22 protein-coding genes and 1 other RNA gene are annotated in these 20,414 nt (G+C 62.0%); 16 read left to right on the top strand and 7 right to left on the bottom strand.

Annotation, left to right across the window (positions count from 1 at the left end; genetic code table 11):
• Nucleotides 1–28 precede the first annotated feature (28 nt).
• Together QN085_RS21385 and QN085_RS21380 are read right to left on the bottom strand one after the other, a co-directional pair.
• On the bottom strand, nt 29–949 hold the full coding sequence (locus QN085_RS21385; RefSeq protein WP_169774643.1) for a GlxA family transcriptional regulator: 921 nt from the start codon (nt 947–949) through the stop codon (nt 29–31).
• 262 nt (nt 950–1,211) lie between these two features.
• The gene (locus QN085_RS21380; protein WP_023662822.1) at nt 1,212–2,252 is read right to left on the bottom strand and encodes an NADP(H)-dependent aldo-keto reductase; all 1,041 of its coding nucleotides are present in this window, start codon (nt 2,250–2,252) and stop codon (nt 1,212–1,214) included.
• Nucleotides 2,253–2,509: 257 nt separating this feature from the next.
• On the opposite strand from QN085_RS21380, the gene rplM reads away from it, so the two are divergent.
• The 7 genes from rplM to QN085_RS21345 all read left to right on the top strand — a co-directional run bounded on the left by rplM (nt 2,510) and on the right by QN085_RS21345 (nt 7,375).
• Nucleotides 2,510–2,938 carry a 50S ribosomal protein L13 gene (gene rplM, locus QN085_RS21375; RefSeq protein ID WP_003260798.1) on the top strand — a complete coding sequence of 143 codons (429 nt, stop codon included), beginning with the start codon at nt 2,510–2,512 and terminating at the stop codon, nt 2,936–2,938.
• A 14-nt stretch (nt 2,939–2,952) separates the two neighbouring features.
• Nucleotides 2,953–3,345, top strand: coding sequence for a 30S ribosomal protein S9 (gene rpsI, locus QN085_RS21370; protein WP_003260797.1), 393 nt, complete (start codon nt 2,953–2,955; stop codon nt 3,343–3,345).
• A gap of 263 nt (nt 3,346–3,608) precedes the next feature.
• Nucleotides 3,609–4,202: a ubiquinol-cytochrome c reductase iron-sulfur subunit gene (gene petA, locus QN085_RS21365; protein WP_015271723.1), complete on the top strand. Its 594-nt coding sequence runs from the start codon at nt 3,609–3,611 to the stop codon at nt 4,200–4,202.
• Complete coding sequence (locus QN085_RS21360; RefSeq protein ID WP_003260795.1) at nt 4,202–5,413, top strand: cytochrome b; 1,212 nt, start codon at nt 4,202–4,204, stop codon at nt 5,411–5,413. Before petA ends, QN085_RS21360 begins: the two co-directional genes overlap by 1 nt.
• Nucleotides 5,413–6,192, top strand: a complete 780-nt coding sequence (locus tag QN085_RS21355) for a cytochrome c1 (RefSeq protein ID WP_023662823.1) — start codon at nt 5,413–5,415, stop codon at nt 6,190–6,192. The genes QN085_RS21360 and QN085_RS21355 overlap by 1 nt, the downstream gene beginning before the upstream one ends.
• 117 nt (nt 6,193–6,309) lie before the next feature.
• Nucleotides 6,310–6,933 carry a glutathione S-transferase N-terminal domain-containing protein gene (locus tag QN085_RS21350; RefSeq protein ID WP_023662824.1) on the top strand — a complete coding sequence of 208 codons (624 nt, stop codon included), beginning with the start codon at nt 6,310–6,312 and terminating at the stop codon, nt 6,931–6,933.
• A gap of 10 nt (nt 6,934–6,943) precedes the next feature.
• Nucleotides 6,944–7,375, top strand: coding sequence for a ClpXP protease specificity-enhancing factor (locus QN085_RS21345; protein ID WP_024087709.1), 432 nt, complete (start codon nt 6,944–6,946; stop codon nt 7,373–7,375).
• Between the two features lie 49 nt (nt 7,376–7,424).
• On the opposite strand, the gene QN085_RS21340 is transcribed toward QN085_RS21345, so the two are convergent.
• The 5 genes from QN085_RS21340 to QN085_RS21320 form a co-directional block, all read right to left on the bottom strand.
• Entirely contained in the window at nt 7,425–7,643 is a 219-nt protein-coding gene (locus tag QN085_RS21340) for a YgdI/YgdR family lipoprotein (protein WP_013974122.1), read from the bottom strand.
• Between the two features lie 164 nt (nt 7,644–7,807).
• Nucleotides 7,808–8,386 (bottom strand): BON domain-containing protein, encoded by a 579-nt coding sequence (locus QN085_RS21335; protein WP_023662826.1) that lies wholly within the window; start codon nt 8,384–8,386, stop codon nt 7,808–7,810.
• The gene (locus tag QN085_RS21330) at nt 8,383–8,976 is read right to left on the bottom strand and encodes a phosphoheptose isomerase (protein ID WP_012274070.1); all 594 of its coding nucleotides are present in this window, start codon (nt 8,974–8,976) and stop codon (nt 8,383–8,385) included. Before QN085_RS21330 ends, QN085_RS21335 begins: the two co-directional genes overlap by 4 nt.
• An 86-nt stretch (nt 8,977–9,062) precedes the next feature.
• Nucleotides 9,063–9,434, bottom strand: coding sequence for a YraN family protein (locus tag QN085_RS21325; RefSeq protein WP_013974121.1), 372 nt, complete (start codon nt 9,432–9,434; stop codon nt 9,063–9,065).
• Nucleotides 9,434–11,251, bottom strand: coding sequence for a penicillin-binding protein activator (locus tag QN085_RS21320; RefSeq protein ID WP_024087708.1), 1,818 nt, complete (start codon nt 11,249–11,251; stop codon nt 9,434–9,436). The genes QN085_RS21325 and QN085_RS21320 overlap by 1 nt, the downstream gene beginning before the upstream one ends.
• Before the next feature lie 267 nt (nt 11,252–11,518).
• Here QN085_RS21320 and rsmI point away from each other — a divergent pair, with 267 nt between their 5' ends.
• From rsmI to mraY, 9 genes are all read left to right on the top strand, one after another.
• Nucleotides 11,519–12,313 carry a 16S rRNA (cytidine(1402)-2'-O)-methyltransferase gene (gene rsmI, locus QN085_RS21315; RefSeq protein WP_230397085.1) on the top strand — a complete coding sequence of 265 codons (795 nt, stop codon included), beginning with the start codon at nt 11,519–11,521 and terminating at the stop codon, nt 12,311–12,313.
• A 67-nt stretch (nt 12,314–12,380) separates the two neighbouring features.
• An RNA gene (gene rnpB / locus QN085_RS21310) (RNase P RNA component class A) lies at nt 12,381–12,740 on the top strand.
• Between the two features lie 308 nt (nt 12,741–13,048).
• Nucleotides 13,049–13,504 (top strand): division/cell wall cluster transcriptional repressor MraZ, encoded by a 456-nt coding sequence (gene mraZ / locus QN085_RS21305; RefSeq protein WP_004575120.1) that lies wholly within the window; start codon nt 13,049–13,051, stop codon nt 13,502–13,504.
• A complete protein-coding gene (rsmH, locus tag QN085_RS21300; RefSeq protein ID WP_013974118.1) occupies nt 13,501–14,448 on the top strand; it encodes a 16S rRNA (cytosine(1402)-N(4))-methyltransferase RsmH in 948 nt (315 codons plus the stop codon). Before mraZ ends, rsmH begins: the two co-directional genes overlap by 4 nt.
• Nucleotides 14,445–14,738 (top strand): cell division protein FtsL, encoded by a 294-nt coding sequence (gene ftsL / locus QN085_RS21295; RefSeq protein ID WP_003260787.1) that lies wholly within the window; start codon nt 14,445–14,447, stop codon nt 14,736–14,738. Before rsmH ends, ftsL begins: the two co-directional genes overlap by 4 nt.
• Nucleotides 14,738–16,480 carry a peptidoglycan D,D-transpeptidase FtsI family protein gene (locus tag QN085_RS21290; RefSeq protein ID WP_162150115.1) on the top strand — a complete coding sequence of 581 codons (1,743 nt, stop codon included), beginning with the start codon at nt 14,738–14,740 and terminating at the stop codon, nt 16,478–16,480. Before ftsL ends, QN085_RS21290 begins: the two co-directional genes overlap by 1 nt.
• Nucleotides 16,477–17,967, top strand: coding sequence for a UDP-N-acetylmuramoyl-L-alanyl-D-glutamate--2,6-diaminopimelate ligase (locus tag QN085_RS21285; RefSeq protein WP_013974116.1), 1,491 nt, complete (start codon nt 16,477–16,479; stop codon nt 17,965–17,967). The genes QN085_RS21290 and QN085_RS21285 overlap by 4 nt, the downstream gene beginning before the upstream one ends.
• Nucleotides 17,960–19,327, top strand: coding sequence for a UDP-N-acetylmuramoyl-tripeptide--D-alanyl-D-alanine ligase (locus QN085_RS21280; RefSeq protein ID WP_023661970.1), 1,368 nt, complete (start codon nt 17,960–17,962; stop codon nt 19,325–19,327). Before QN085_RS21285 ends, QN085_RS21280 begins: the two co-directional genes overlap by 8 nt.
• Nucleotides 19,327–20,409, top strand: a complete 1,083-nt coding sequence (gene mraY / locus QN085_RS21275; protein WP_023661969.1) for a phospho-N-acetylmuramoyl-pentapeptide-transferase — start codon at nt 19,327–19,329, stop codon at nt 20,407–20,409. The genes QN085_RS21280 and mraY overlap by 1 nt, the downstream gene beginning before the upstream one ends.
• The last annotated feature ends 5 nt before the right edge of the window (nt 20,410–20,414 follow it).

Here is a 20,414-nt window from a genome sequence, read left to right as displayed (position 1 = left end):
GATGGGCTGCAGAGCAGCCCCATTGGCCTCAAGCCTCTTGCATGAACTGTTGCCGATACTGGTTCGGCGACAACTCGGTATGCTGGCGGAACAGCCGCGCAAAGAAACTGGCATCGTCATAGCCCACCTCATAACTGATGGTCTTGATGCTCTTGCGCGTGCTCGACAACAAGCCCTTGGCCGTCTCGATCCTCAACCGTTGCAGGTAGTGCAGCGGCTTGTCACCCGTAGCGCTCTGGAAACGCCGCATGAAATTGCGAATGCTCATGCCGTGGTTGCGAGCCACGTCCTCGAAGCGGAACTTGTCGGCGAAGTGTTCTTCCAGCCAGTGCTGTATCTGCAGGATGATCAGGTCCTGGTGCAGCTTCTGCCCGCCAAAGCCCATGCGTCCCGGGGTGTAGTTGCGCTGCACTTCGTAGAGGATGTCGCGGGACACGGCGCGGGCCACGTTGGCGCCGCAGAAGCGTTCGATCAGATAGATGTACAGGTCGCAGGCTGAAGTGGTCCCGCCGGCGCAATAGAGGTTGTCTGCATCTGTCAGATGCTTGTCCTGGTTCAGTCGGATCTTCGGGAAGCGTTCGGCAAAGCTGTTGAAGAAGCGCCAGTAGGTGGTCGCTTCCTTGCCATCGAGCAGGCCGGACTCGGCCAGCCAGAATACGCCACTGGCCTCGGCGCACAGCACCGAGCCGCGGGCATGCTGTTCACGCAGCCAAGGCAGTACCTGTGGATAACGTTGCAGCAGGTTGTCGAAGTCATCCCAGAAGGCCGGGAGGATGATCACGTCGGCGTCGTCTAGGCCGCCTTCGACCGGCAACTGCACATTGCTGAAGCTGTCCACGGGCTGGCCGTCTGGGCTCACCAGGCGAATCTCGAACATGGGCTGCAGGCCCAGGCCCAGTTGCTTGCTGTAGCGCAAGCTGGCGAGGTGGAAGAAATCCTTGGCCTGCATCAAGGTCGAAGCGAACACCTTGTCAATGGCCAGGATGCTGACGCGCCGCAGCGACGCGGAGGGTTGGGTAAACATCATTGTCATTGTTCTTATAGGGTAGAGTGGTCAATCACCGGCTGGATCGTCTTATTTTTTGGCGATTGTGTCTAGCCTGCTACACCGCGCTGGTTTCTTCGCGGGCTTGCCCGCTCCCACAGGTAACCCGCAGGCCTGAGGGGCAGGGAGCGGGCGAGCCCGCGAAGAAACCAGCACAGGGTCCGGCTCAAGGCGCCGGGTTCGGTTGCTCCTGGTGAATCGCCTCGATCGCCGCCAGCAGTTCATCACTCAGGCTCAGCTCGAGGCTGGCAAGGTTGCTGTCCAACTGCTCGAGGCTGGTCGCGCCAATGATGTTGCTGGTCACGAACGGCTGCCGGGTGACAAATGCCAGGGCCATCTGCGCCGGGTCCAGGCCGTGCTCGCGGGCCAGCTGCACATAGCGGCTGCAGGCCGCCACGGTCTGTGGGTTGGAATAGCGGGCAAAGCGGCTGAACAGGGTCAGGCGTGCGTTTTCCGGGCGTGCGCCGTTCTCGTATTTGCCGGAGAGCATGCCGAACGCCAGCGGCGAATAGGCCAGCAGGCCGCACTGCTCGCGGATGGCCACTTCCGCCAGGCCCACCTCGAAGCTGCGGTTGAGCAGGTTGTAAGGGTTCTGGATCGATACTGCTCGCGGCCAGCCGCGGCTTTCAGCCAGTTGCAGGAACTTCATGGTGCCCCACGGCGTTTCGTTGGACAGGCCGACGTGGCGGATCTTGCCTGCGCGCACCTGCTCGTCGAGTACTTCAAGGGTTTCTTCCAGCGGGGTGAAGTGGTCCTGTGGCAAATGCTGGTAGCCCAGCTTGCCAAAGAAGTTGGTGCTGCGCTCGGGCCAGTGCAGCTGGTACAGGTCGATGCGGTCGGTCTGCAGGCGCTTGAGACTCTCGTCCAGCGCGGCGACGATGTGCTGGCGGTTGTGCTTGAGCTGGCCGTCGCGGATGTGGCTGATGCCGTTGCCGGGGCCGGCGACCTTGCTGGCCAGCACCCAGTCATCGCGATCGCCATTGGCGCGGAACCAGTTGCCGATGATGCGCTCGGTGGCGGCGTAGGTTTCGGGGCGGGGCGGCACCGGGTACATCTCGGCGGTGTCGATGAAGTTGACCCCGGCGGCCTTGGCCCGGGCAATCTGCTCGAAGGCCTCGGCCTGAACGTTCTGCTCGCCCCAGGTCATGGTTCCAAGGCACAGGGCACTGACATTGAGGTCGGTACGGCCGAGCTGGCGGTATTCCATCGGATAGACACTCCTTGGCAAAGAAGCCCATCAAAGCAGGTTGAAATTTTTCGCGCAATCTGGATAATTCGGCACCTCTCCGTGTGGCGGAAGTGATGCACCACCACGCAGGAAGAACCCCGTCGAACATTGGCGTGCCTGACCCGAGCCCCCAAAAGCGTCAGCGTTCGGCTGCGCGCTTGCCCTTGGCAAGCTGTGCACTATCCAGTAAGATTCGCCGTCTATTTTTCGCTGGGCGGCCTCTGAGGCTTTAGAGAATGAAAACTTTTACTGCTAAACCGGAAACAGTAAAGCGCGAGTGGTTCGTAGTCGACGCCGCTGGCCAGACCCTGGGTCGTCTGGCTACCGAAATCGCTAGCCGTCTGCGTGGCAAACACAAGCCAGAATACACCCCTCACGTTGACACCGGCGACTACATCGTCGTTATCAACGCCGAGCAGGTTCGTGTGACTGGTGCCAAGTCTTCCGACAAGATGTACTACTCCCACTCCGGTTTCCCGGGCGGTATCAAGGAAATCAACTTCGAGAAGTTGATCGCCAAGGCCCCTGAGCGTGTTATCGAAACTGCGGTCAAAGGCATGCTGCCGAAGAACCCGCTGGGTCGCGACATGTACCGCAAGCTGAAAGTGTACGCGGGTGCTGCTCACCCACACACTGCTCAGCAGCCTCAAGAACTGAAGATCTAACGGGATAGTTCATTATGTCGGCGACTCAAAACTACGGCACTGGCCGTCGCAAGACCGCAACCGCTCGCGTATTCCTGCGTCCGGGTACTGGTAACATTTCCATCAACAACCGTTCTCTGGACGTGTTCTTCGGTCGCGAAACCGCTCGCATGGTTGTTCGTCAGCCGCTCGAGCTGACCGAAACCGTTGAGAAGTTCGACATCTACGTCACCGTTTCCGGTGGTGGTGTCAGCGGTCAAGCCGGTGCGATCCGTCACGGTATCACCCGCGCTCTGATGGAATACGACGAAACCCTGCGTGGCGCTCTGCGTCGTGCTGGCTACGTCACCCGCGACGCTCGTGAAGTCGAGCGTAAGAAAGTGGGTCTGCGTAAAGCGCGTAAGCGTCCTCAGTACTCCAAGCGTTAATACCGCTTCGGCAGTCGAAAAAAGCCCGGTTCTTTGGAACCGGGCTTTTTTTATGTCTTGAACTAACCTGTCAGCATGTCCGTGACGACTTGCCGCATAGACGCAGATCAAGCAAAGCGAGGGTTGTAGCCCGTTCCCCGGGTAATCACCTTGTCAGTGTGTGGATTTGTTTCTTACCATGGCGGCCAATTTTTAGTGCCACAGACATTACCTAAGTACAGGCCAGGTCCAACTGGTCAAGCAAGCTGATGGGAGAGGACTGAATGAGCAATGACGGCGTCAACGCAGGCCGGCGCCGCTTCCTCGTAGCCGCGACATCCGTAGTCGGGGCGGCGGGGGCAGTGGGGGCTGCGGTACCGTTCGTGGGGTCATGGTTTCCCAGTGCCAAGGCGAAAGCCGCGGGTGCACCGGTGAAGGTCAATATCGCCAAGGTCGAGGCCGGGCAGCAGATGGTGGCCGAGTGGCGCGGTCAGCCAGTGTTCATCGTGCGGCGAACGGACGAGATCCTCGGTAACCTGAAAAAGGTCGTAGGTGATCTGGCTGACCCCGAGTCCAAGGCCTCGGTGCAGCCCACCTACGTCGATCCGCAGGTTCGTTCGATCAAGCCGGAAATCCTCATCCTTGTTGGCCTGTGCACACACCTGGGCTGCTCGCCCACCTTCCGCCCGGAAGTCGCACCCGCCGACCTTGGCCCGAAATGGGTCGGTGGCTATTTCTGCCCGTGCCACGGTTCCCACTACGACCTGGCCGGCCGTGTCTACAAGTCGCAGCCGGCGCCACTCAACCTGCCCGTGCCACCGCACTCTTACGAGTCGGACGAGATCGTCGTCATCGGCGTTGACCAGGAGAACGCATGATGAGCAAGTTCATGGACTGGATTGATGCTCGCTTCCCCGCGACCAAGATGTGGGAAGACCACCTGAGCAAGTATTACGCACCCAAGAACTTCAACTTCCTGTACTTCTTCGGCTCGCTGGCGTTGCTGGTGCTGGTCAACCAGATCGTCACCGGTGTGTGGCTGACCATGAGCTTCACGCCCTCGGCAGAAGAGGCGTTCGCCTCGGTCGAGTACATCATGCGGGATGTGGAATACGGCTGGATCCTGCGCTACCTGCACTCCACCGGTGCATCGGCGTTCTTCATCGTCGTCTACCTGCACATGTTCCGCGGCCTGCTCTACGGTTCCTACCAGAAGCCGCGTGAACTGGTGTGGCTGTTCGGCATGCTGATCTACCTGGCGCTGATGGCCGAAGCCTTCATGGGCTACCTGCTGCCGTGGGGCCAGATGTCGTACTGGGGTGCCCAGGTGATCATCTCGCTGTTCGGTGCCATTCCGGTGATCGGTGGCGACCTCACCCAATGGATCCGTGGTGACTACCTGATCTCGGGTATCACTCTGAACCGCTTCTTCGCCCTGCACGTGGTTGCCTTGCCGATCGTGATTCTCGGCCTGGTGGTCCTGCACATCCTCGCCCTTCATGAAGTGGGTTCGAACAACCCCGATGGCGTCGACATCAAGAAGAAAAAGGACGAAAATGGTATCCCGCTGGACGGTATCCCGTTCCACCCGTACTACACCGTCAAGGATATTGTCGGCGTGGTGGTGTTCCTGTTCGTGTTCTGCGCCGTGGTGTTCTTCTTCCCGGAAATGGGCGGTTACTTCCTGGAGAAACCTAACTTCGAGCAGGCGAACGCCTTCAAGACCCCCGAGCACATTGCGCCTGTGTGGTACTTCACGCCGTTCTACGCGATCCTGCGTGCGGTGCCTGACAAGCTGATGGGCGTCATTGCCATGGGTGCGGCCATTGCCGTGTTGTTCGTCTTGCCCTGGCTCGACCGCAGCCCGGTCCGCTCCATGCGCTACAAGGGCTGGATCAGCAAGCTCTTCCTGCTGGTGTTCTGTGTGGCCTTCGTCATCCTCGGCATACTGGGCGTGCTGGCGCCGACACCTGGGCGTACCTTGCTGTCGCAGGTGTGCACGGTGTTGTACTTCGCCTACTTCCTGCTGATGCCGTTCTACACAAGGCTCGAGAAGACCAAACCGGTTCCGGAAAGGGTGACTGGCTGATGAAAAAGTTGATTGCAGTATTTTTGCTGGCAGTGATGCCTGCCTTTTCCTTCGCTGCCGAAGCGGGCCTGGAGCTGGACAAGGTCGACATCGACCTGAGCGACAAGGCCGCCATGCAGGACGGTGCGCGTACCTTTGCCAACTATTGCATGGGTTGCCACAGTGCGAAGTTCCAGCGTTACGAGCGGGTTGCTGATGACCTGGGCATCCCCCACGAGCTGATGCTCGAGAAGCTGGTGTTCACCGGTGCCAAGATCGGTGACCACATGCAGATCGGCATGAAGCCCAGTGACGCCAAGACCTGGTTCGGCGCTGCACCGCCCGACCTGACCCTGGTGGCCCGAGTGCGTGGTACCGACTGGTTGTACACCTACCTGCGCAGCTTCTATGAGGACCCGTCGCGGCCTTATGGGGTGAACAACAAGGTGTTCCCGAACGTCGGCATGCCTAACGTGCTGGTCGGCTTGCAGGGTAACCAGGTGGTTGGCTGCAAGCAGGTGCAGACCGTAACCGATGGCAAGAAGCAATTCGACCCACTGACTGGTAGCCCGCTGACCCATGAAGCCTGCGACCAGCTGACCATTACGCCGAATTCCGGTACCCTGACGACCGAGCAGTTCGACGAGAAGGTCAAGAACCTGGTGACCTTCCTGGCCTATTCGGCCAACCCGGTCAAACTGGAAAGCCAGCGCATCGGTACCTACGTGTTGCTGTACCTGGCTTTCTTCTTCGTATTCGCCTATTTGCTCAAGCGTGAATACTGGAAGGACGTGCACTGATCACGCAGTAGTTTCTGGTTGTTGAACGCGCCCGTGGTGGCCTGGCAGATCTGCCAGGTCCCCACGGGCGCGTTTTCATTTACAGTTTTACAAGCATCCCGTGCGAGGAGGCGCTACATGGGCGTAACCAACAGGTTAGCCTGCTATTCCGACCCCGCTGATCACTATTCTCATCGGGTACGCCTCGTGCTCGCCGAGAAGGGTATCAGCGTGCAGGTCATCGATGTCGACCCCAGTCGCCTGCCGCCCAAGCTGGCCGAGGTGAACCCTTACGGCAGCGTGCCGACCCTGGTCGACCGTGACCTGGCGCTGTATGAATCGACCGTGGTGATGGAATACCTCGAGGAGCGTTATCCACATCCGCCGCTGATGCCGGTGTACCCGGTTGCGCGGGGGAACAGTCGCTTGCTGATGCACCGCATCCAGCGCGACTGGTGCTCCCTGGCCGATACCGTGCTCGATCCGCGCAGCAGCGAGGCTGACCGAGCCGAAGCGCGCAAGGCGTTGCGTGAGAGCCTGACCGGGGTCTCGCCGTTGTTCGGCGAGTTCGCCTGCTTCATGAGTGAGGAGCAAAGCCTGGTCGATTGTTGTCTACTGCCCATACTCTGGCGTCTGCCGGTGTTGGGCATCGAGTTGCCGCGGCAAGCCAAGCCGCTGCTGGAATACATGGAGCGGCAGTTTGCCCGCGAGCCTTTCCAGGCGAGCCTGTCCTCCGTAGAACGTGAAATGCGCAAGCTTTAAGGAGCCGTTGATGAACTCCAGTCGCCCCTATCTGGTTCGAGCACTGTACGAGTGGATCGTCGACAACGATTGCACGCCCCATATGCTGGTCAATGCCGAATTCCCGAAGGTCCAGGTGCCGGACGGTTTCGCCAGTGATGGCCAGATCGTGTTGAACATCTCGCCAAGTGCCGTGCGCAGCCTGCACATGGACAACGAGGCGGTCAGCTTCGAGGGCCGCTTCGGTGGCGTGGCCCACTCGCTGTACGTGCCGGTTGGCGCCATCCTGGGTATTTACGCCCGCGAGAATGGCCAAGGTATGGTCTTCGAGCTGGAGTCGTCCATGATGGATGACGATGAGCAGGAAGATGATGATGTGCAGCCGGATGACGATGGCCCGCCAGAGGGTGGTGGCCAGCCGCCACGCCCGACTGGTCGACCAAGTCTGAAAGTGGTCAAGTAATAAAAAAGGCGATCCAACCGGGTCGCCTTTTCTTTACTGCCAGCCCTGCTTACAGGTCGCTGATGGTGCGTACCTGGTTCTTGTTGATGCGGGTACGCTTGCCATCGAGTTGCTGGAACTCGTAGAAGCCGGCGTCACGGTCGAACTTCGGTACGTCGACGGCCTGGAATTCACGGCCATCGTTGAGGGTGATCAGGCTTGGTGTAGAGCAGCCGGCCAGGGTGGCGAAAGTGCCGAATAGCAGGGCAGGCAGCAGAAGCTTTTTCATGCGGTGTTTCCTGGTTTTTCTGAAACGTGGGGCAGTGTTGTTGCTTGTGCTGGCTTTTTCGCGGGTAAACCCGCTCCAACAGGAATACAACAAGCCTCGAAAGCTGTGAGATTCGTGTGGGAGCGGGTTTACCCGCGAAGAGGCCGGTGCAGGTAATCAGTGAATCAGTCGATGTACTCGAACAGCTTGACGATCTTCTGCACGCCCGAAACGCCCTGTACCACGGCAGTGGCCGAGTTGGCCTCCTGTTGGGTCACCAGGCCAAGCAGGTAAACGATGCCGTTCTCGGTAATTACCTTGATGCGCGAGCTGGGCACGGCATTGTCGGTCAGCATCTGGGTCTTGATCTTGGTGGTCAGCCAGGCGTCGTTGTTGCGCGCCAGGATGGAGGAGGGCTGCATCACCTGCAGCTCGTTGTGCACTTTCTTGACGCGCTGTACCTGGCTGGCAGTCTGCTCGGCGAGGCTCTTGAGGTCGGCGCGCGGTGTTTGGCCGGCCAGCAGGACGATGCCGTTGTAGCTGCTGACAACGATGTGCGAACCTTTGTCCAGGTCAGGGCTGGCCTTGGCGATGTTGACCGAGGCCTTGGTTTCGATCAGCGAGTCGTCGATCTTGCTGCCGATGGTGCGCGTTCCGCGATCGTCCTCGATTGGCGAATTGCGGGTAGAGGTCAGCACCGAGCTGCAACCAGTGACGCTCAGGCATAGGGTCAGGGCCATAAGGCCGAGGCGCGTAGGGGTCATTCTTCACTCCCGAACAGTTGGCTGTCGATCAGATCACACAGGCAGTGGATCGCCAGCAGGTGGACTTCCTGGATACGCGCGGTAACCGTCGAAGGCACGCGGATTTCCACGTCTTCGGGCAGCAGCAGCGAAGCCATGCCGCCGCCATCGCGACCAGTCAATGCTACGACAATCATTTCGCGGTCATGTGCGGCCTGGATCGCCTGAATCACGTTGGCCGAATTGCCGCTGGTGGAGATCGCCAGCAGCACGTCACCGGGCTGGCCCAGCGCGCGGATCTGCTTGGAAAAGACTTCGTTGTAGCTGTAGTCGTTGGCGATCGAGGTCAGGGTCGAGCTGTCGGTGGTCAGCGCGATGGCCGGCAGGCTCGGGCGTTCGCGCTCGAAGCGATTGAGCAGCTCGGAGGAAAAGTGCTGGGCATCGCCGGCCGAGCCGCCGTTGCCACAGGCGAGCATCTTGCCCTCGTTGAGCAGCGCGTTGACCATGACCAGGCTGGCCTGCTCGATGTGCGGTGCCAGGATGTCCATTGCCTGTTGCTTGGTATCGATGCTGGCCTGGAATAGCCGGCGAATTCGGGATTGCATGTCCATCTGGTGACCTTAAGTGGGGCGGTGGCCTTTGCTACGCGCAACAACGACCAGCCCGCGAAACATAGAGCAAAAAAATCGGAATGGGTTCAGCATTCGAAGGCGTTTTTCAGCCATTGAAGCGGTCTGCCTGCATGGTGGCTGCCCTGCAGGGCGACTACGTCGAAGCGGCAGGGGTGGTTACCCCAGTGGGGCTCCTTCTGCAGGAACAGGCTGGCGGCGAGCACCAACCGTTTTTGCTTGCGCCCGTCGATACTGCCGAGGGCGCCACCGAAGCCCGCGTGCAACCGGTAGCGGACTTCGACGAATACTACTGTATCGGCGTCGAGCATGACCAGATCAAGCTCACCGCCTTTGCATCGCCAGTTGCGCGCCAGCAGTTGCAGGCCTTGCCCTTGAAGGTACTCAAGGGCCTGGGTTTCCGCTGCCTGCCCGGCGCTGGTGGGCGACGCTGCTGCCATCAGCGGGCGGTATCAGGCAGGCGCTGGACCTGGCCGCGGACGAACTCGGCCCAAGGCAGCTGGCGCTCGACACGCTGGTTGGCGTTCATGCTCAGGCTGCCTGAAAGGCCCAGTACGCGGTTGTCCGGCAGTGCTTTCAGCTGGCCCAGGCGCGGCGCCAGGCTGTAGGCGTCGACGCCCATGGCATACAGGCGGCCAAGGCTGCCGGCCGCTTGCGGCCACTGCTGCACGACCTGCTGGCGCAGGCTGTTGCTGGTGTCCAGCAGCCACGGGGTTTCGCAGAAGCGGATACCGTTCATGTCGTTGTACTGGTTGACGTCACCACTGGCGCTGTACAGGTTCGAGGTGGCGTAGACCGGTACGTCACCGGCGTACTGGAAGTTCAGGGTCGGCTTGATCTGCTGGGCCTGTTGCGGGGTCGAGGCGAGGAAGATGAAGTCGATGTCCTGGCGGCGCGACGGCTGCGCGGCGATGCTGCCACCTACCGTGCTCTGCAGGCTCTTGGCGCGGCCTTCGCTCTGGCGCAGCTGGAACAGGTCGGCAATCTGCTGGGCCAGTGCGACCGGCTGGGCAATGCGCTCGGCGGCGAGCAGAGTGCCACCGTTGCCTTCCCAGTCCTGGCGGAAGGCGGCAAGCACGCGATCGCCCCATTCGCCGCTCGGTACCAGGGCAACTGCGCGGACCATGCCATCGGCGCGGGCGCGACGGGCCACTTCACGGGCTTCGTCTTCGGCAGCGAGGCCGAACTGGAACAGCTGCGGTGGAGCCTTCTGGCCGGCGTCGGCGTAGTTCAGGGCCAGGGTGGTGATCGGCAGTTGTGGCTTGGCAGCCAGTTGCTTGACCAGCGGTTTTTCCAGTGGGCCGATGACCAGCTGTACGCCTGCGGCCTGGGCCTGGCGATAGAAGTCGTCGAGCGAGCCGATGCGCGAGCTGTCGAATACCTGCACGGCTGGCGCCTGCTGGCCGGCTTGCTGGGCCTGGAAGTGTGCAGCCATGAAACCGTCACGCAGGGCGCGGGCAACACCGGCAAGCGGGCCTTCCTGAGGCAGCAGCAGGGCAATCTTGGTCAGCGGTTGGCTGGCCAGCTCCTTGAGCTTGGTCAGAGCCAGCGGCAGTTGCTGGGCGGCCGGGTGGTCCGGGTGCTGCTTGACCCAGGCGTCGATCGCCGCTTGCTGCTGTTCCAGGGTGCCGGCGCTTTTTACCGCGAAGGCCAGGCTGGTCCAGCCGGCAAGGGTCTGGTCGTTGCCTGGCTGCTGCAGTTGCTCTGCCGGCAGCGAGGCGACCAGTGCCCAGATGGCGTCATTGTTGGCGCTGGCGGCCTGACCGCTGAGCAGCGGGCCCAGCAGCACGCGCTGTTGCGCGGCGGCGAGGGCCTGGCCATCGGCTTCGAGGGCGGCCGCGTGCACGCTGTAGGTGCGCGCTTGCTGTTCTTCCGGCAGTTCGGCGACGCGCTGCAGGCTGGGGTGGGCCAGGGCGGCCAGGGCAGCCTTGGGCTGGTTGCGGCTCATGGCCAGCTCGGCACCGAGGGTGCTGGCGAACACTTGCTGGGCCGGCTTGAGCGTGTCCAGCGGCACCTGCTCGAGGATGCGTGCGGCGCGTGGGAAGTCCTTCTGCCTGTAGGCCAGGTCGGCTGCGCTCAGGCGCAGCAGCGCGGCGTCTTCCGCGGACTTGCTGGAAGCAGCCTTTTCGAGCAGTTGCTCGATGCTGGCGTCCGGGGTGCGTGGCAGTTCGCCCAGGCTGGATGAGGGCGAGCTGGCGCAGGCTGCCAGCAAGGCAGCAAGGCAGAGGGCTGTGAACAGCCGCAGGCAAGCGATCATGTAAAGGTCCTGTTACTCGATCAAGGTGGCCGGCAATTGTACCCAAGCGCTGGCCGGGGCGCGATGTTGCCGTGTCGATCCTTCACTATAGGAGGCCTGCCATCGGTCGTCGGCGAAGTTCTTTGCGCCCTGTTGCAGGCGCTCGGGCTACAATGGCGCCTTTGATCCGAACGACAGGTGTGCGCAGTGACTGATGTGGCAGGGGCTTCGAAATCCACGGTGGGGACGCTGTATGTGGTCGCAACCCCTATCGGCAACCTCGACGACATGAGTGCCCGGGCGCTGAAGGTGCTGGCGGACGTGGCCCTGATCGCGGCGGAAGATACCCGTCATTCGATCCGTCTGCTGCAGCACTTCGGCATCGACACGCCGCTGGCGGCATGCCATGAGCACAACGAGCGTGACGAGGGCGGGCGTTTTCTCACCAAGCTGCTGGCGGGCGAGAACGTTGCGTTGGTTTCCGATGCCGGCACGCCGCTGATTTCCGATCCGGGTTACCACCTGGTGCGCCAGGCGCGTGCTGCGGGGGTAAATGTGGTGCCGGTGCCGGGCGCCTGCGCTCTGATCGCCGCGCTGTCGGCAGCCGGCCTGCCGTCGGACCGCTTCATCTTCGAAGGCTTCCTGCCGGCCAAGGCGGCGGGACGGCGGGCGCGCCTGGAGCAGGTAAAGGAAGAGCCGCGCACGCTGATCTTCTACGAGGCCCCGCACCGTATCCTGGAATGCCTTGAAGACATGGAGGCGGTATTCGGTGGCGAGCGCCCGGCGCTATTGGCGCGTGAACTGACCAAGACCTTCGAGACCCTCAAGGGCCTGCCCCTGGCCGAGCTTCGCGCGTTCGTTGCTGGTGACAGCAACCAGCAGCGCGGTGAGTGCGTGGTACTGGTCGGTGGCTGGAGTGCGCCGGAGGGCGAACAGGCGGTCAGTGCCGAGGCGCAACGGGTGCTCGACCTGCTGCTGGCCGAGCTGCCACTCAAGCGGGCGGCGGCGCTGGCTGCGGAAATTACCGGGGTGCGCAAGAACCTGCTGTATCAACTTGCACTGGAAAAGCAGAAAGCCGAATAGTGGCATATTGATATAAATGCCGGTATTGCTTGTTCTTGGGCGCGCGTGCCGTTAACCTTGGCGGCGGAGAGTCGATCGGACAGTCGCTGCCTGCTTTTGTTCCGCAACAGCAGGGGGAGGAAAGTCCGGGCTCCATAGGGCAGAGTGCCAGGTAACGCCTGGGAGGCGCGAGCCTACGGAAAGTGCCACAGAAAATAACCGCCTAAGCACTTCGGTGCCGGTAAGGGTGAAAAGGTGCGGTAAGAGCGCACCGCACGGCTGGCAACAGTTCGTGGCTAGGTAAACCCCACTCGGAGCAAGACCAAATAGGGTTCCATCAGGCGTGGCCCGCGTCGGAACCGGGTAGGTTGCTAGAGGCGTCCAGTGATGGCCGTCGTAGAGGAATGACTGTCCTCGACAAAACCCGGCTTACAGATCGACTCTCCACCTTTCCCTCCCTGCTTTATTCGATAGCAGATGTCCTCTGGTAATACCGAAAAAATCTTACTCTTAATAATTCACTTTAACTTCGAACTCCATTCGCCTGCGTGGGTTTGATTTTTCTCGTGTTTTTTTCTGCTCGGTAGTCCTTCCGCATTCCTTTGTTGCGCTAAATCTCGGTCCTGTAAGGCTTTTCCTTCCGAACGTGCCTTGACGGTGCTGCGGGCGGATTCCTATAGTGTGCGCAAGTGGCAGAAAGTGGGATGAAGTGGGTTTTCTGACACAAAAAAGCTAACATTGTGGGGAATCGCAGCCGTGTTCCGCGGAGCCAACGCCGTCAGCCTCGATGCCAAGGGCCGTCTCGCCATGCCGAGCCGGTACCGTGACGAGCTCGATTCGCGTTGCAATGGTCAGCTGATCGTGACCATCGACGCCGTTGACCCCTGCTTGTGTGTTTATCCCCTCGATGAGTGGGAGCAGATAGAAGCCAAGTTGCGTGCCTTGCCATCGTTGCGTGAGGAAAACCGCCGCCTTCAGCGTTTGCTGATCGGTAACGCGGTTGACCTGGAGCTCGATGGCAGTGGGCGTTTCCTGGTGCCGCCCCGTCTGCGTGAGTACGCCAAGCTCGACAAGAAGGCGATGCTGGTGGGGCAACTGAACAAATTCCAGCTGTGGGATGAAGATGCCTGGAACGCGGTTTCGGCAGCAGACCTTGCAGCTATTCAACAACCGGGCGCCATGCCCGACGAATTGCGTGACCTGATCCTGTGACCATAGATAGCGGCTTCAACCACATTACCGTCCTGCTCGACGAAGCTGTCGAGGCATTGGCCCTGCGCGCCGACGGTTGCTATCTGGACGGCACCTTTGGCCGTGGCGGGCACAGCCGGCTGATTCTCAGCAAGCTCGGGCCGCAAGGGCGGCTGCTGGGTTTCGACAAAGATCCACAGGCGATTGCCACGGGGCAAGCGCTGGCGGCCGAAGACGGCCGCTTTGTCATTGTGCAGCGCAGCTTTGCCGAGCTGGGGGCGGAAGTGGCCGAGCGTGGCCTGGATGGCAAGGTCAGCGGCGTATTGCTGGACCTGGGCGTTTCCTCGCCGCAGCTGGATGACCCCGAGCGGGGCTTCAGCTTCCTCAATGATGGCCCGCTCGACATGCGCATGAACCCGGACCAGGGCATCAGCGCCGCCGAGTTCATCGCCACTGCACCTGAAGAAGAAATAGCCCGTGTGTTCAAGGAGTACGGCGAAGAGCGTTTCGCCAAGCGCATGGCTCGTGCCGTGGTGCAGCGCCGCGAACAGCAACCGTTCACCCGCACCGGCGACCTCGCCGAGGTGCTGAAGGTGGCCAACCCGGCCTGGGAGAAGGGCAAGAACCCGGCGACCCGTGCCTTCCAGGGCCTGCGCATTCACGTCAACAACGAACTGGGTGATCTCGAGGCAGGCCTGGAGGCCGCGATCGATGCGCTGGAAGTGGGCGGCCGCCTGGCAGTGATCAGCTTCCATTCGCTGGAAGACCGCATCGTCAAGCTGTTCATGCGCAAGCTGGCCAAGGGCGAGGCTGACAACCTGCCGCGCAACCTGCCGGTACAGCACAAGGTCTTCGAGCCGAAAATCAAGCTCATCGGCAAGGCTCAGTTCGCTTCCGACGCCGAGCTCAAGGCCAACCCGCGGGCGCGCAGCGCCGTTATGCGGGTGGCGGAGAAGCTGCGGTGAGCAGGCTGTTTGCCAAACCTTTGCCAGGCGGAAGCTTCCTGATGCTTCTGCTGTTCGTTGCCGTGCTGGTTTCGGCCATCGCCGTGTCCTACAGCGCGCACTGGAACCGTCAGTTGCTCAACACGCTGTACGGCGAATTGAACGAACGTGACAAGGCCCAGGCCGAATGGGGCCGGCTGATCCTCGAACAAAGCACCTGGACAGCCGCCAGTCGCATCGAGAACCTGGCTTCCGAGCAACTGAAGATGCGCGTACCTTCGGCTGACGAAGTGCGGATGGTGGCGCCATGATGAAGCTCGAAGGCGCACTCTACCCCTGGCGCTTCCGCGTGGTGATCGGCTTGCTGGCGCTGATGGTCGGTGCCATCTGCTGGCGCATCATCGACCTGCAGGTAGTCGACCGTGACTTCCTCAAGGGGCAGGGCGATGCGCGCAGCCTGCGTCACATCCCTATCCCGGCTCACCGCGGCCTGATCACCGACCGTAACGGTGAACCGTTGGCGGTCAGTACCCCGGTCACCACCCTGTGGGCCAACCCCAAGGAAATGCAGGCCTCCAAGGACCGCTGGCCGCAGCTGGCAGCAGCACTGGGGCAGAACCCGCAGCAGCTGACCGAGCGCCTGACCCAGCAGGCCAGCAAAGAGTTCATCTACCTGGTCCGCGGCCTGACCCCGGAGCAGGGCCAGCATGTGCTCGACCTGAAAGTGCCGGGCGTGTATGGCCTGGAAGAATTCCGCCGCTTCTACCCGGCCGGTGATGTCACCGCGCACATGGTCGGCTTCACCGACCTCGACGACCACGGTCGCGAAGGGGTGGAGCTGGCCTATGACGAATGGCTGGCTGGCGTACCCGGCAAGCGGCAGGTGATCAAGGACCGGCGCGGCCGGCTGATCAAGGACATCCAGGTAACCAAGAACGCCAAGGCCGGGAAGACCTTGGCGTTGTCGATAGACCTGCGCCTGCAGTACCTGGCCACCCGCGAGCTGCGCAACGCCATTGCCGAACAGGACGCCAAGGCCGGCAGCCTGGTGATCATGGACGTCAAGACCGGTGAGGTCCTGGCCATGGTCAACCAGCCGACCTACAACCCCAACAACCGCCGCAGCATGTTCCCGGCCGCCATGCGTAACCGCGCGATCATCGACGTGTTCGAGCCGGGCTCCACGGTCAAGCCGATCTCCATGAGCGCGGCGCTGCAAAGTGGTCGCTGGAAGCCGACCGACAAGGTCGAGGTGTACCCGGGCAGCCTGCAAATTGGTCGCTACACCATCAAGGACGTGTCCAAGAGCGAAGGCCCGATCCTCGACCTGACCGGTATCCTGATCAACTCCAGTAACGTCGGCATGAGCAAGATCGCCTTCGACATCGGCGGCGAGGCCATCTACCGGGTCATGTCCCAGGTCGGCCTGGGCCAGTACACCGGCCTTGGCTTCCCCGGCGAGCGCGTCGGCAACCTGCCCAACCATCGCGAGTGGCGCAAGGCCGAGACTGCGACCCTGTCTTATGGCTATGGCGTGTCGGTGACCGCTCTGCAGCTGGTGCATGCATACGCGGCGCTGGCCAACGACGGCAAGATGGTGCCGCTGTCGATCCTCAAGGTCGACAAGGCCCCGGAAGCGGTGCAGGCCATTCCGAAGGAAACCGCCGAAACCATTCAGGGCATGCTGCAACAGGTGATCGAAGCACCGCGCGGCGTGTTCCGCGCCCAGGTGCCGTTCTACCACGTGGCCGGCAAGTCCGGTACCGCGCGTAAAGCCACCGTGGGCTCCAAGGGCTACACCGAAAACGCCTACCGCTCGCTGTTCGCCGGCTTCGGGCCGATGAGCGACCCGCGCTACGCCATCGTCGTGGTGATCGATGAGCCTGGCAAGGGCGGTTACTTCGGTGGCTTGGTTTCGGCACCGGTATTCAGCAAGGTCATGTCCGGCACCCTGCGCCTGATGAACGTTCCGCCAGACAACCTGCCGCCACCGGCACCCGTCGAACAATCGCAAGTCAATGCAGCTGCAACCGCCAAGGGAGGGCGTGGATGATGACAATGCCATTGAGCAAGCTTTTCGCTCACGCCAGCCGTGACCCGTTGATCCGTGAACTGACGCTGGACAGCCGCAATGTGCGCCCGGGTGATCTGTTCCTGGCTGTTCCGGGTGCCAAGGTCGATGGCCGCGAGCATATCGCCGATGCCCTGGCGCGTGGCGCTGCCGCCGTAGCCTATGAAGAGCAGGGCGCGAGCGTCCTGCCAATCACCGATGTGCCGCTCATCCCGGTCAAGGGCCTGATCGCCCAGCTTTCGGATATCGCAGGTCGCTTCTATGGCGAACCAAGCCGCCAGCTGAATCTGGTGGGCGTTACCGGTACCAACGGCAAGACCAGCGTCACCCAGCTGGTGGCTCAGGCGCTGGATTTGCTTGGCCAGCGTTGTGGCCTGATCGGCACCTTGGGTACCGGCTTCTATGGTGAGCTGCAGAGTGGCCGCCTGACCACGCCCGACCCGATCGCCGTACAGTCGACCCTCAATGACCTCAAGAAAGGTGGCGCCAAAGCCGTGGCCATGGAGGTTTCCTCCCACGCACTGGAGCAGGGCCGGGTCGCCGCTCTGGAATTCGACATTGCGGTCATGACCAACCTGTCCCGCGACCACCTGGACTACCACGGCAGCATGGAGGCCTATGAGGCCGCCAAGGCCAAGCTGTTCGCCTGGCCGAGCCTGCGTTGCCAGGTGGTCAACCTGGATGACGATTTCGGCCGTCGCCTGGCCGCCGATTTTGCCCGCCGCCCGAGTGTCGACCATATCGAAACCCGGTTGCTCAGCTACAGCCTGGAGAACCCGGAGGCCTCGCTGTACTGCCGTGAAGCCGTGTTCAATGACGATGGCGTGTGCGCCACCCTGGTCACCGCCCAGGGCGAACGTACCCTGCGCAGCCAGTTGCTGGGCCGCTTCAACCTGAGCAACATGCTCGCCGCCGTGGCGACTCTGTTGGCGCTGGACTATGCGCTGGACGAAATCCTCGAGGTCACCCGGAAACTGCAGGGGCCTATCGGCCGTATGCAGCGCCTGGGTGGGGGCGACAAGCCGTTGGTGGTGGTCGACTATGCGCACACCCCGGACGCCCTGGAGAAAGTGCTCGAAGCCCTGCGCCCGCATGCGCACGGCAAGCTGCTGTGCCTCTTCGGCTGCGGCGGCGACCGAGACCGCGGCAAGCGCCCGCTGATGGCTGAAGTGGCCGAGCGCCTGGCCGACCGCGTGCTGGTAACAGACGACAACCCGCGTACTGAAGACCCGCTGCGCATCTTTGACGACATCCGCCCGGGTTTCACCAAGCCTGTCGAAGTCGAGTTCGTTGCCGGTCGTGGCGAAGCCATCGCGCACCTGATCGCCACCGCCGCTGCCGACGATGTGATCGTGCTGGCCGGCAAGGGGCACGAGGATTACCAGGAGATCAATGGCGAGCGCCATGATTTCTCCGATTTGACCGAGGCCGAAAAGGCACTTGCAGCCTGGGAGGCTCCACATGCTTAAGCCGATGTCACTCAGCCAGCTGACCACAGCACTGAGTGGTCAACAAATCGGTGCTGACGCCACCTTCACCGGCGTCAGCATCGACAGCCGCAGTGTTGGCGCCGGGCAATTGTTCGTCGCCCTGGCTGGCCCGCGCTTCGATGGCCACGACTACCTGGCCGATGTGAAGGCCAAGGGCGCTGTCGCTGCCCTGGTCGAGCGTGAAGTGGCCGATGTCGACCTGCCGCAGCTGCTGGTCGCCGATTGCCGCCTGGCCCTCGGCCAGCTTGGCGCGCTGAACCGTGCTGCCTTCGACAAGCCGGTGGTGGCCATCACCGGTTCCAGCGGCAAGACCACGGTCAAGGAGATGCTCGCCAGCATCCTGCGCACCCGTGGCCTGGTGCACGCCACCCGCGGCAACCTGAACAACGACCTCGGCGCGCCGCTGACCCTGCTGGAGATCGCCCCCGAGCACAGCGCCGCGGTGATCGAGCTGGGCGCCTCGCGCATTGGCGAGATCCGCTACACCGTCGGCCTGACCCGGCCCCAGGTGGTCATCATCAACAACGCCGGCACCGCCCACGTTGGCGAGTTCGGCGGCCCGGAAAAGATCGTCGAAGCCAAGGGCGAGATTCTCGAAGGCCTGGGCGAGGGCGGTATCGCCATCCTCAACCTGGACGACAAGGCCTTTGATATATGGAAGGCACGTGCCGGCGCGCACAAGGTCTTCAGCTTTGCCCGCAACAATCCAAAGGCCGATTTCCATGCCTCTGACATCGGCCGCGATGCCCGTGGTTGCCCGTCGTTCAAGCTGCATGGCGCTGGCGACACGGTAGACGTGCAACTCAATGTGCTCGGTGAGCACAACGTCAGCAATGCCCTGGCCGCCGCTGCCGCTGCCCATGCCGTTGGTCTGAGCCTGAGCGGCATCGCCGCAGGCCTGGCTGCCGTGCAACCGGTCAAGGGCCGTACCGTGGCGCAGATTGCGCCGAACGGCGTGCGGGTGATCGACGACAGTTACAACGCAAATCCCACCTCCATGTGCGCGGCCATTGATATACTCGCCGGCTTTTCCGGGCGCACCGTCTTGGTGCTTGGGGATATCGGCGAACTGGGGCAATGGGCGGAAGAAGGCCACCGTCAGGTGGGTGACTACGCGCGTGGCAAGGTCGACGCCCTGTACGCAGTGGGTTCCAACATGACACACGCGGTCAAGGCGTTCGGAGCCAATGGCCGCCATTTCGCTACTCAAGCTGAGCTGATCGACGCGGTTGGCGCCGAGAATGCCAGCGACACCACTATCTTGATCAAGGGCTCGCGCAGCGCTGCGATGGAAAACGTCGTGGCGGCATTGTGCGGTGCCAGCGGGGAGAAACATTAATGCTGCTGCTGTTGGCCGAGTATCTGCAACAGTTCCACAAAGGCTTCGCGGTCTTCCAGTACCTGTCCCTGCGCGGGATTCTGGGTGTGCTGACCGCGTTGTCCCTGGCGCTGTGGCTGGGGCCGTGGATGATCCGTACCCTGCAAATCCGCCAGATCGGCCAGGCCGTGCGTAACGACGGCCCGCAATCGCACTTGTCCAAGTCCGGCACCCCGACCATGGGTGGGGCGCTGATCCTGTCCGCCATCGCCGTCAGCACGCTGCTATGGGCCGACCTGACCAACCGCTACGTGTGGGTGGTGCTGATCGTTACCCTGGCATTCGGTGCCATCGGCTGGGTCGACGACTACCGCAAGGTGATCGAAAAGAACTCGCGTGGCCTGCCAAGCCGCTGGAAGTACTTCTGGCAGTCGGTGTTCGGCCTGGCTGCAGCCATCTTCCTTTACAAGACCGCGCCGACCAGCGTCGAAACCACGCTGATCCTGCCGTTCATCAAGGATGTCACCATTCCGCTGGGCATCGGCTTCGTCGTGCTGACCTACTTCGTCATTGTCGGTTCGAGCAACGCGGTCAACCTCACTGACGGCCTCGACGGCCTGGCGATCATGCCGACGGTGATGGTCGGCGGCGCTCTGGGCATCTTCTGCTACCTGTCGGGCAACGTTAAGTTCGCCGAATACCTGCTGATCCCCTATGTGCCGGGCTCGGGCGAGCTGATCGTGTTCTGCGGCGCGCTGATCGGTGCCGGCCTGGGCTTCCTGTGGTTCAACACCTACCCAGCGCAGGTATTCATGGGTGACGTCGGTGCGCTGGCGCTGGGCGCTGCGCTGGGCACCATCGCCGTGATCGTCCGCCAGGAAATCGTGCTGTTCATCATGGGCGGCGTGTTCGTCATGGAAACCCTGTCGGTGGTGATCCAGGTTGCCTCCTTCAAGCTGACCGGCAAGCGCGTGTTCCGCATGGCGCCGATCCACCACCACTTTGAACTCAAGGGCTGGCCAGAGCCACGGGTGATCGTCCGCTTCTGGATCATCACCGTGATCCTGGTGCTGATCGGCCTTGCAACCCTGAAACTGAGGTAGATGAG

Origin of the sequence: Pseudomonas sp. M2(2023) (genome assembly GCF_030263955.1) — a bacterium.
Taxonomy (GTDB): Bacteria; Pseudomonadota; Gammaproteobacteria; order Pseudomonadales; family Pseudomonadaceae; genus Aquipseudomonas; species Aquipseudomonas asiatica.
This window is presented reverse-complemented; position numbering and strand designations above follow the sequence as displayed.

Coding starts and splice junctions, on each gene's coding strand:
- QN085_RS21350 (WP_023662824.1), top strand. CDS start 6,310: ATGGGCGTAACCAACAGGTTAGCCTGCTATTCCGACCCCGCTGATCAC.
- QN085_RS21325 (WP_013974121.1), bottom strand. CDS start 9,434: ATGGCAGCAGCGTCGCCCACCAGCGCCGGGCAGGCAGCGGAAACCCAG.
- QN085_RS21280 (WP_023661970.1), top strand. CDS start 17,960: ATGCTTAAGCCGATGTCACTCAGCCAGCTGACCACAGCACTGAGTGGT.
- QN085_RS21330 (WP_012274070.1), bottom strand. CDS start 8,976: ATGGACATGCAATCCCGAATTCGCCGGCTATTCCAGGCCAGCATCGAT.
- rpsI (WP_003260797.1), top strand. CDS start 2,953: ATGTCGGCGACTCAAAACTACGGCACTGGCCGTCGCAAGACCGCAACC.
- QN085_RS21385 (WP_169774643.1), bottom strand. CDS start 949: ATGCAGGCCAAGGATTTCTTCCACCTCGCCAGCTTGCGCTACAGCAAG.
- rsmI (WP_230397085.1), top strand. CDS start 11,519: ATGAGTGCCCGGGCGCTGAAGGTGCTGGCGGACGTGGCCCTGATCGCG.
- QN085_RS21335 (WP_023662826.1), bottom strand. CDS start 8,386: ATGACCCCTACGCGCCTCGGCCTTATGGCCCTGACCCTATGCCTGAGC.
- petA (WP_015271723.1), top strand. CDS start 3,609: ATGAGCAATGACGGCGTCAACGCAGGCCGGCGCCGCTTCCTCGTAGCC.
- QN085_RS21360 (WP_003260795.1), top strand. CDS start 4,202: ATGAGCAAGTTCATGGACTGGATTGATGCTCGCTTCCCCGCGACCAAG.
- QN085_RS21320 (WP_024087708.1), bottom strand. CDS start 11,251: ATGATCGCTTGCCTGCGGCTGTTCACAGCCCTCTGCCTTGCTGCCTTG.
- mraY (WP_023661969.1), top strand. CDS start 19,327: ATGCTGCTGCTGTTGGCCGAGTATCTGCAACAGTTCCACAAAGGCTTC.
- QN085_RS21285 (WP_013974116.1), top strand. CDS start 16,477: ATGATGACAATGCCATTGAGCAAGCTTTTCGCTCACGCCAGCCGTGAC.
- rplM (WP_003260798.1), top strand. CDS start 2,510: ATGAAAACTTTTACTGCTAAACCGGAAACAGTAAAGCGCGAGTGGTTC.
- QN085_RS21345 (WP_024087709.1), top strand. CDS start 6,944: ATGAACTCCAGTCGCCCCTATCTGGTTCGAGCACTGTACGAGTGGATC.
- QN085_RS21355 (WP_023662823.1), top strand. CDS start 5,413: ATGAAAAAGTTGATTGCAGTATTTTTGCTGGCAGTGATGCCTGCCTTT.
- QN085_RS21380 (WP_023662822.1), bottom strand. CDS start 2,252: ATGGAATACCGCCAGCTCGGCCGTACCGACCTCAATGTCAGTGCCCTG.
- QN085_RS21290 (WP_162150115.1), top strand. CDS start 14,738: ATGAAGCTCGAAGGCGCACTCTACCCCTGGCGCTTCCGCGTGGTGATC.
- QN085_RS21340 (WP_013974122.1), bottom strand. CDS start 7,643: ATGAAAAAGCTTCTGCTGCCTGCCCTGCTATTCGGCACTTTCGCCACC.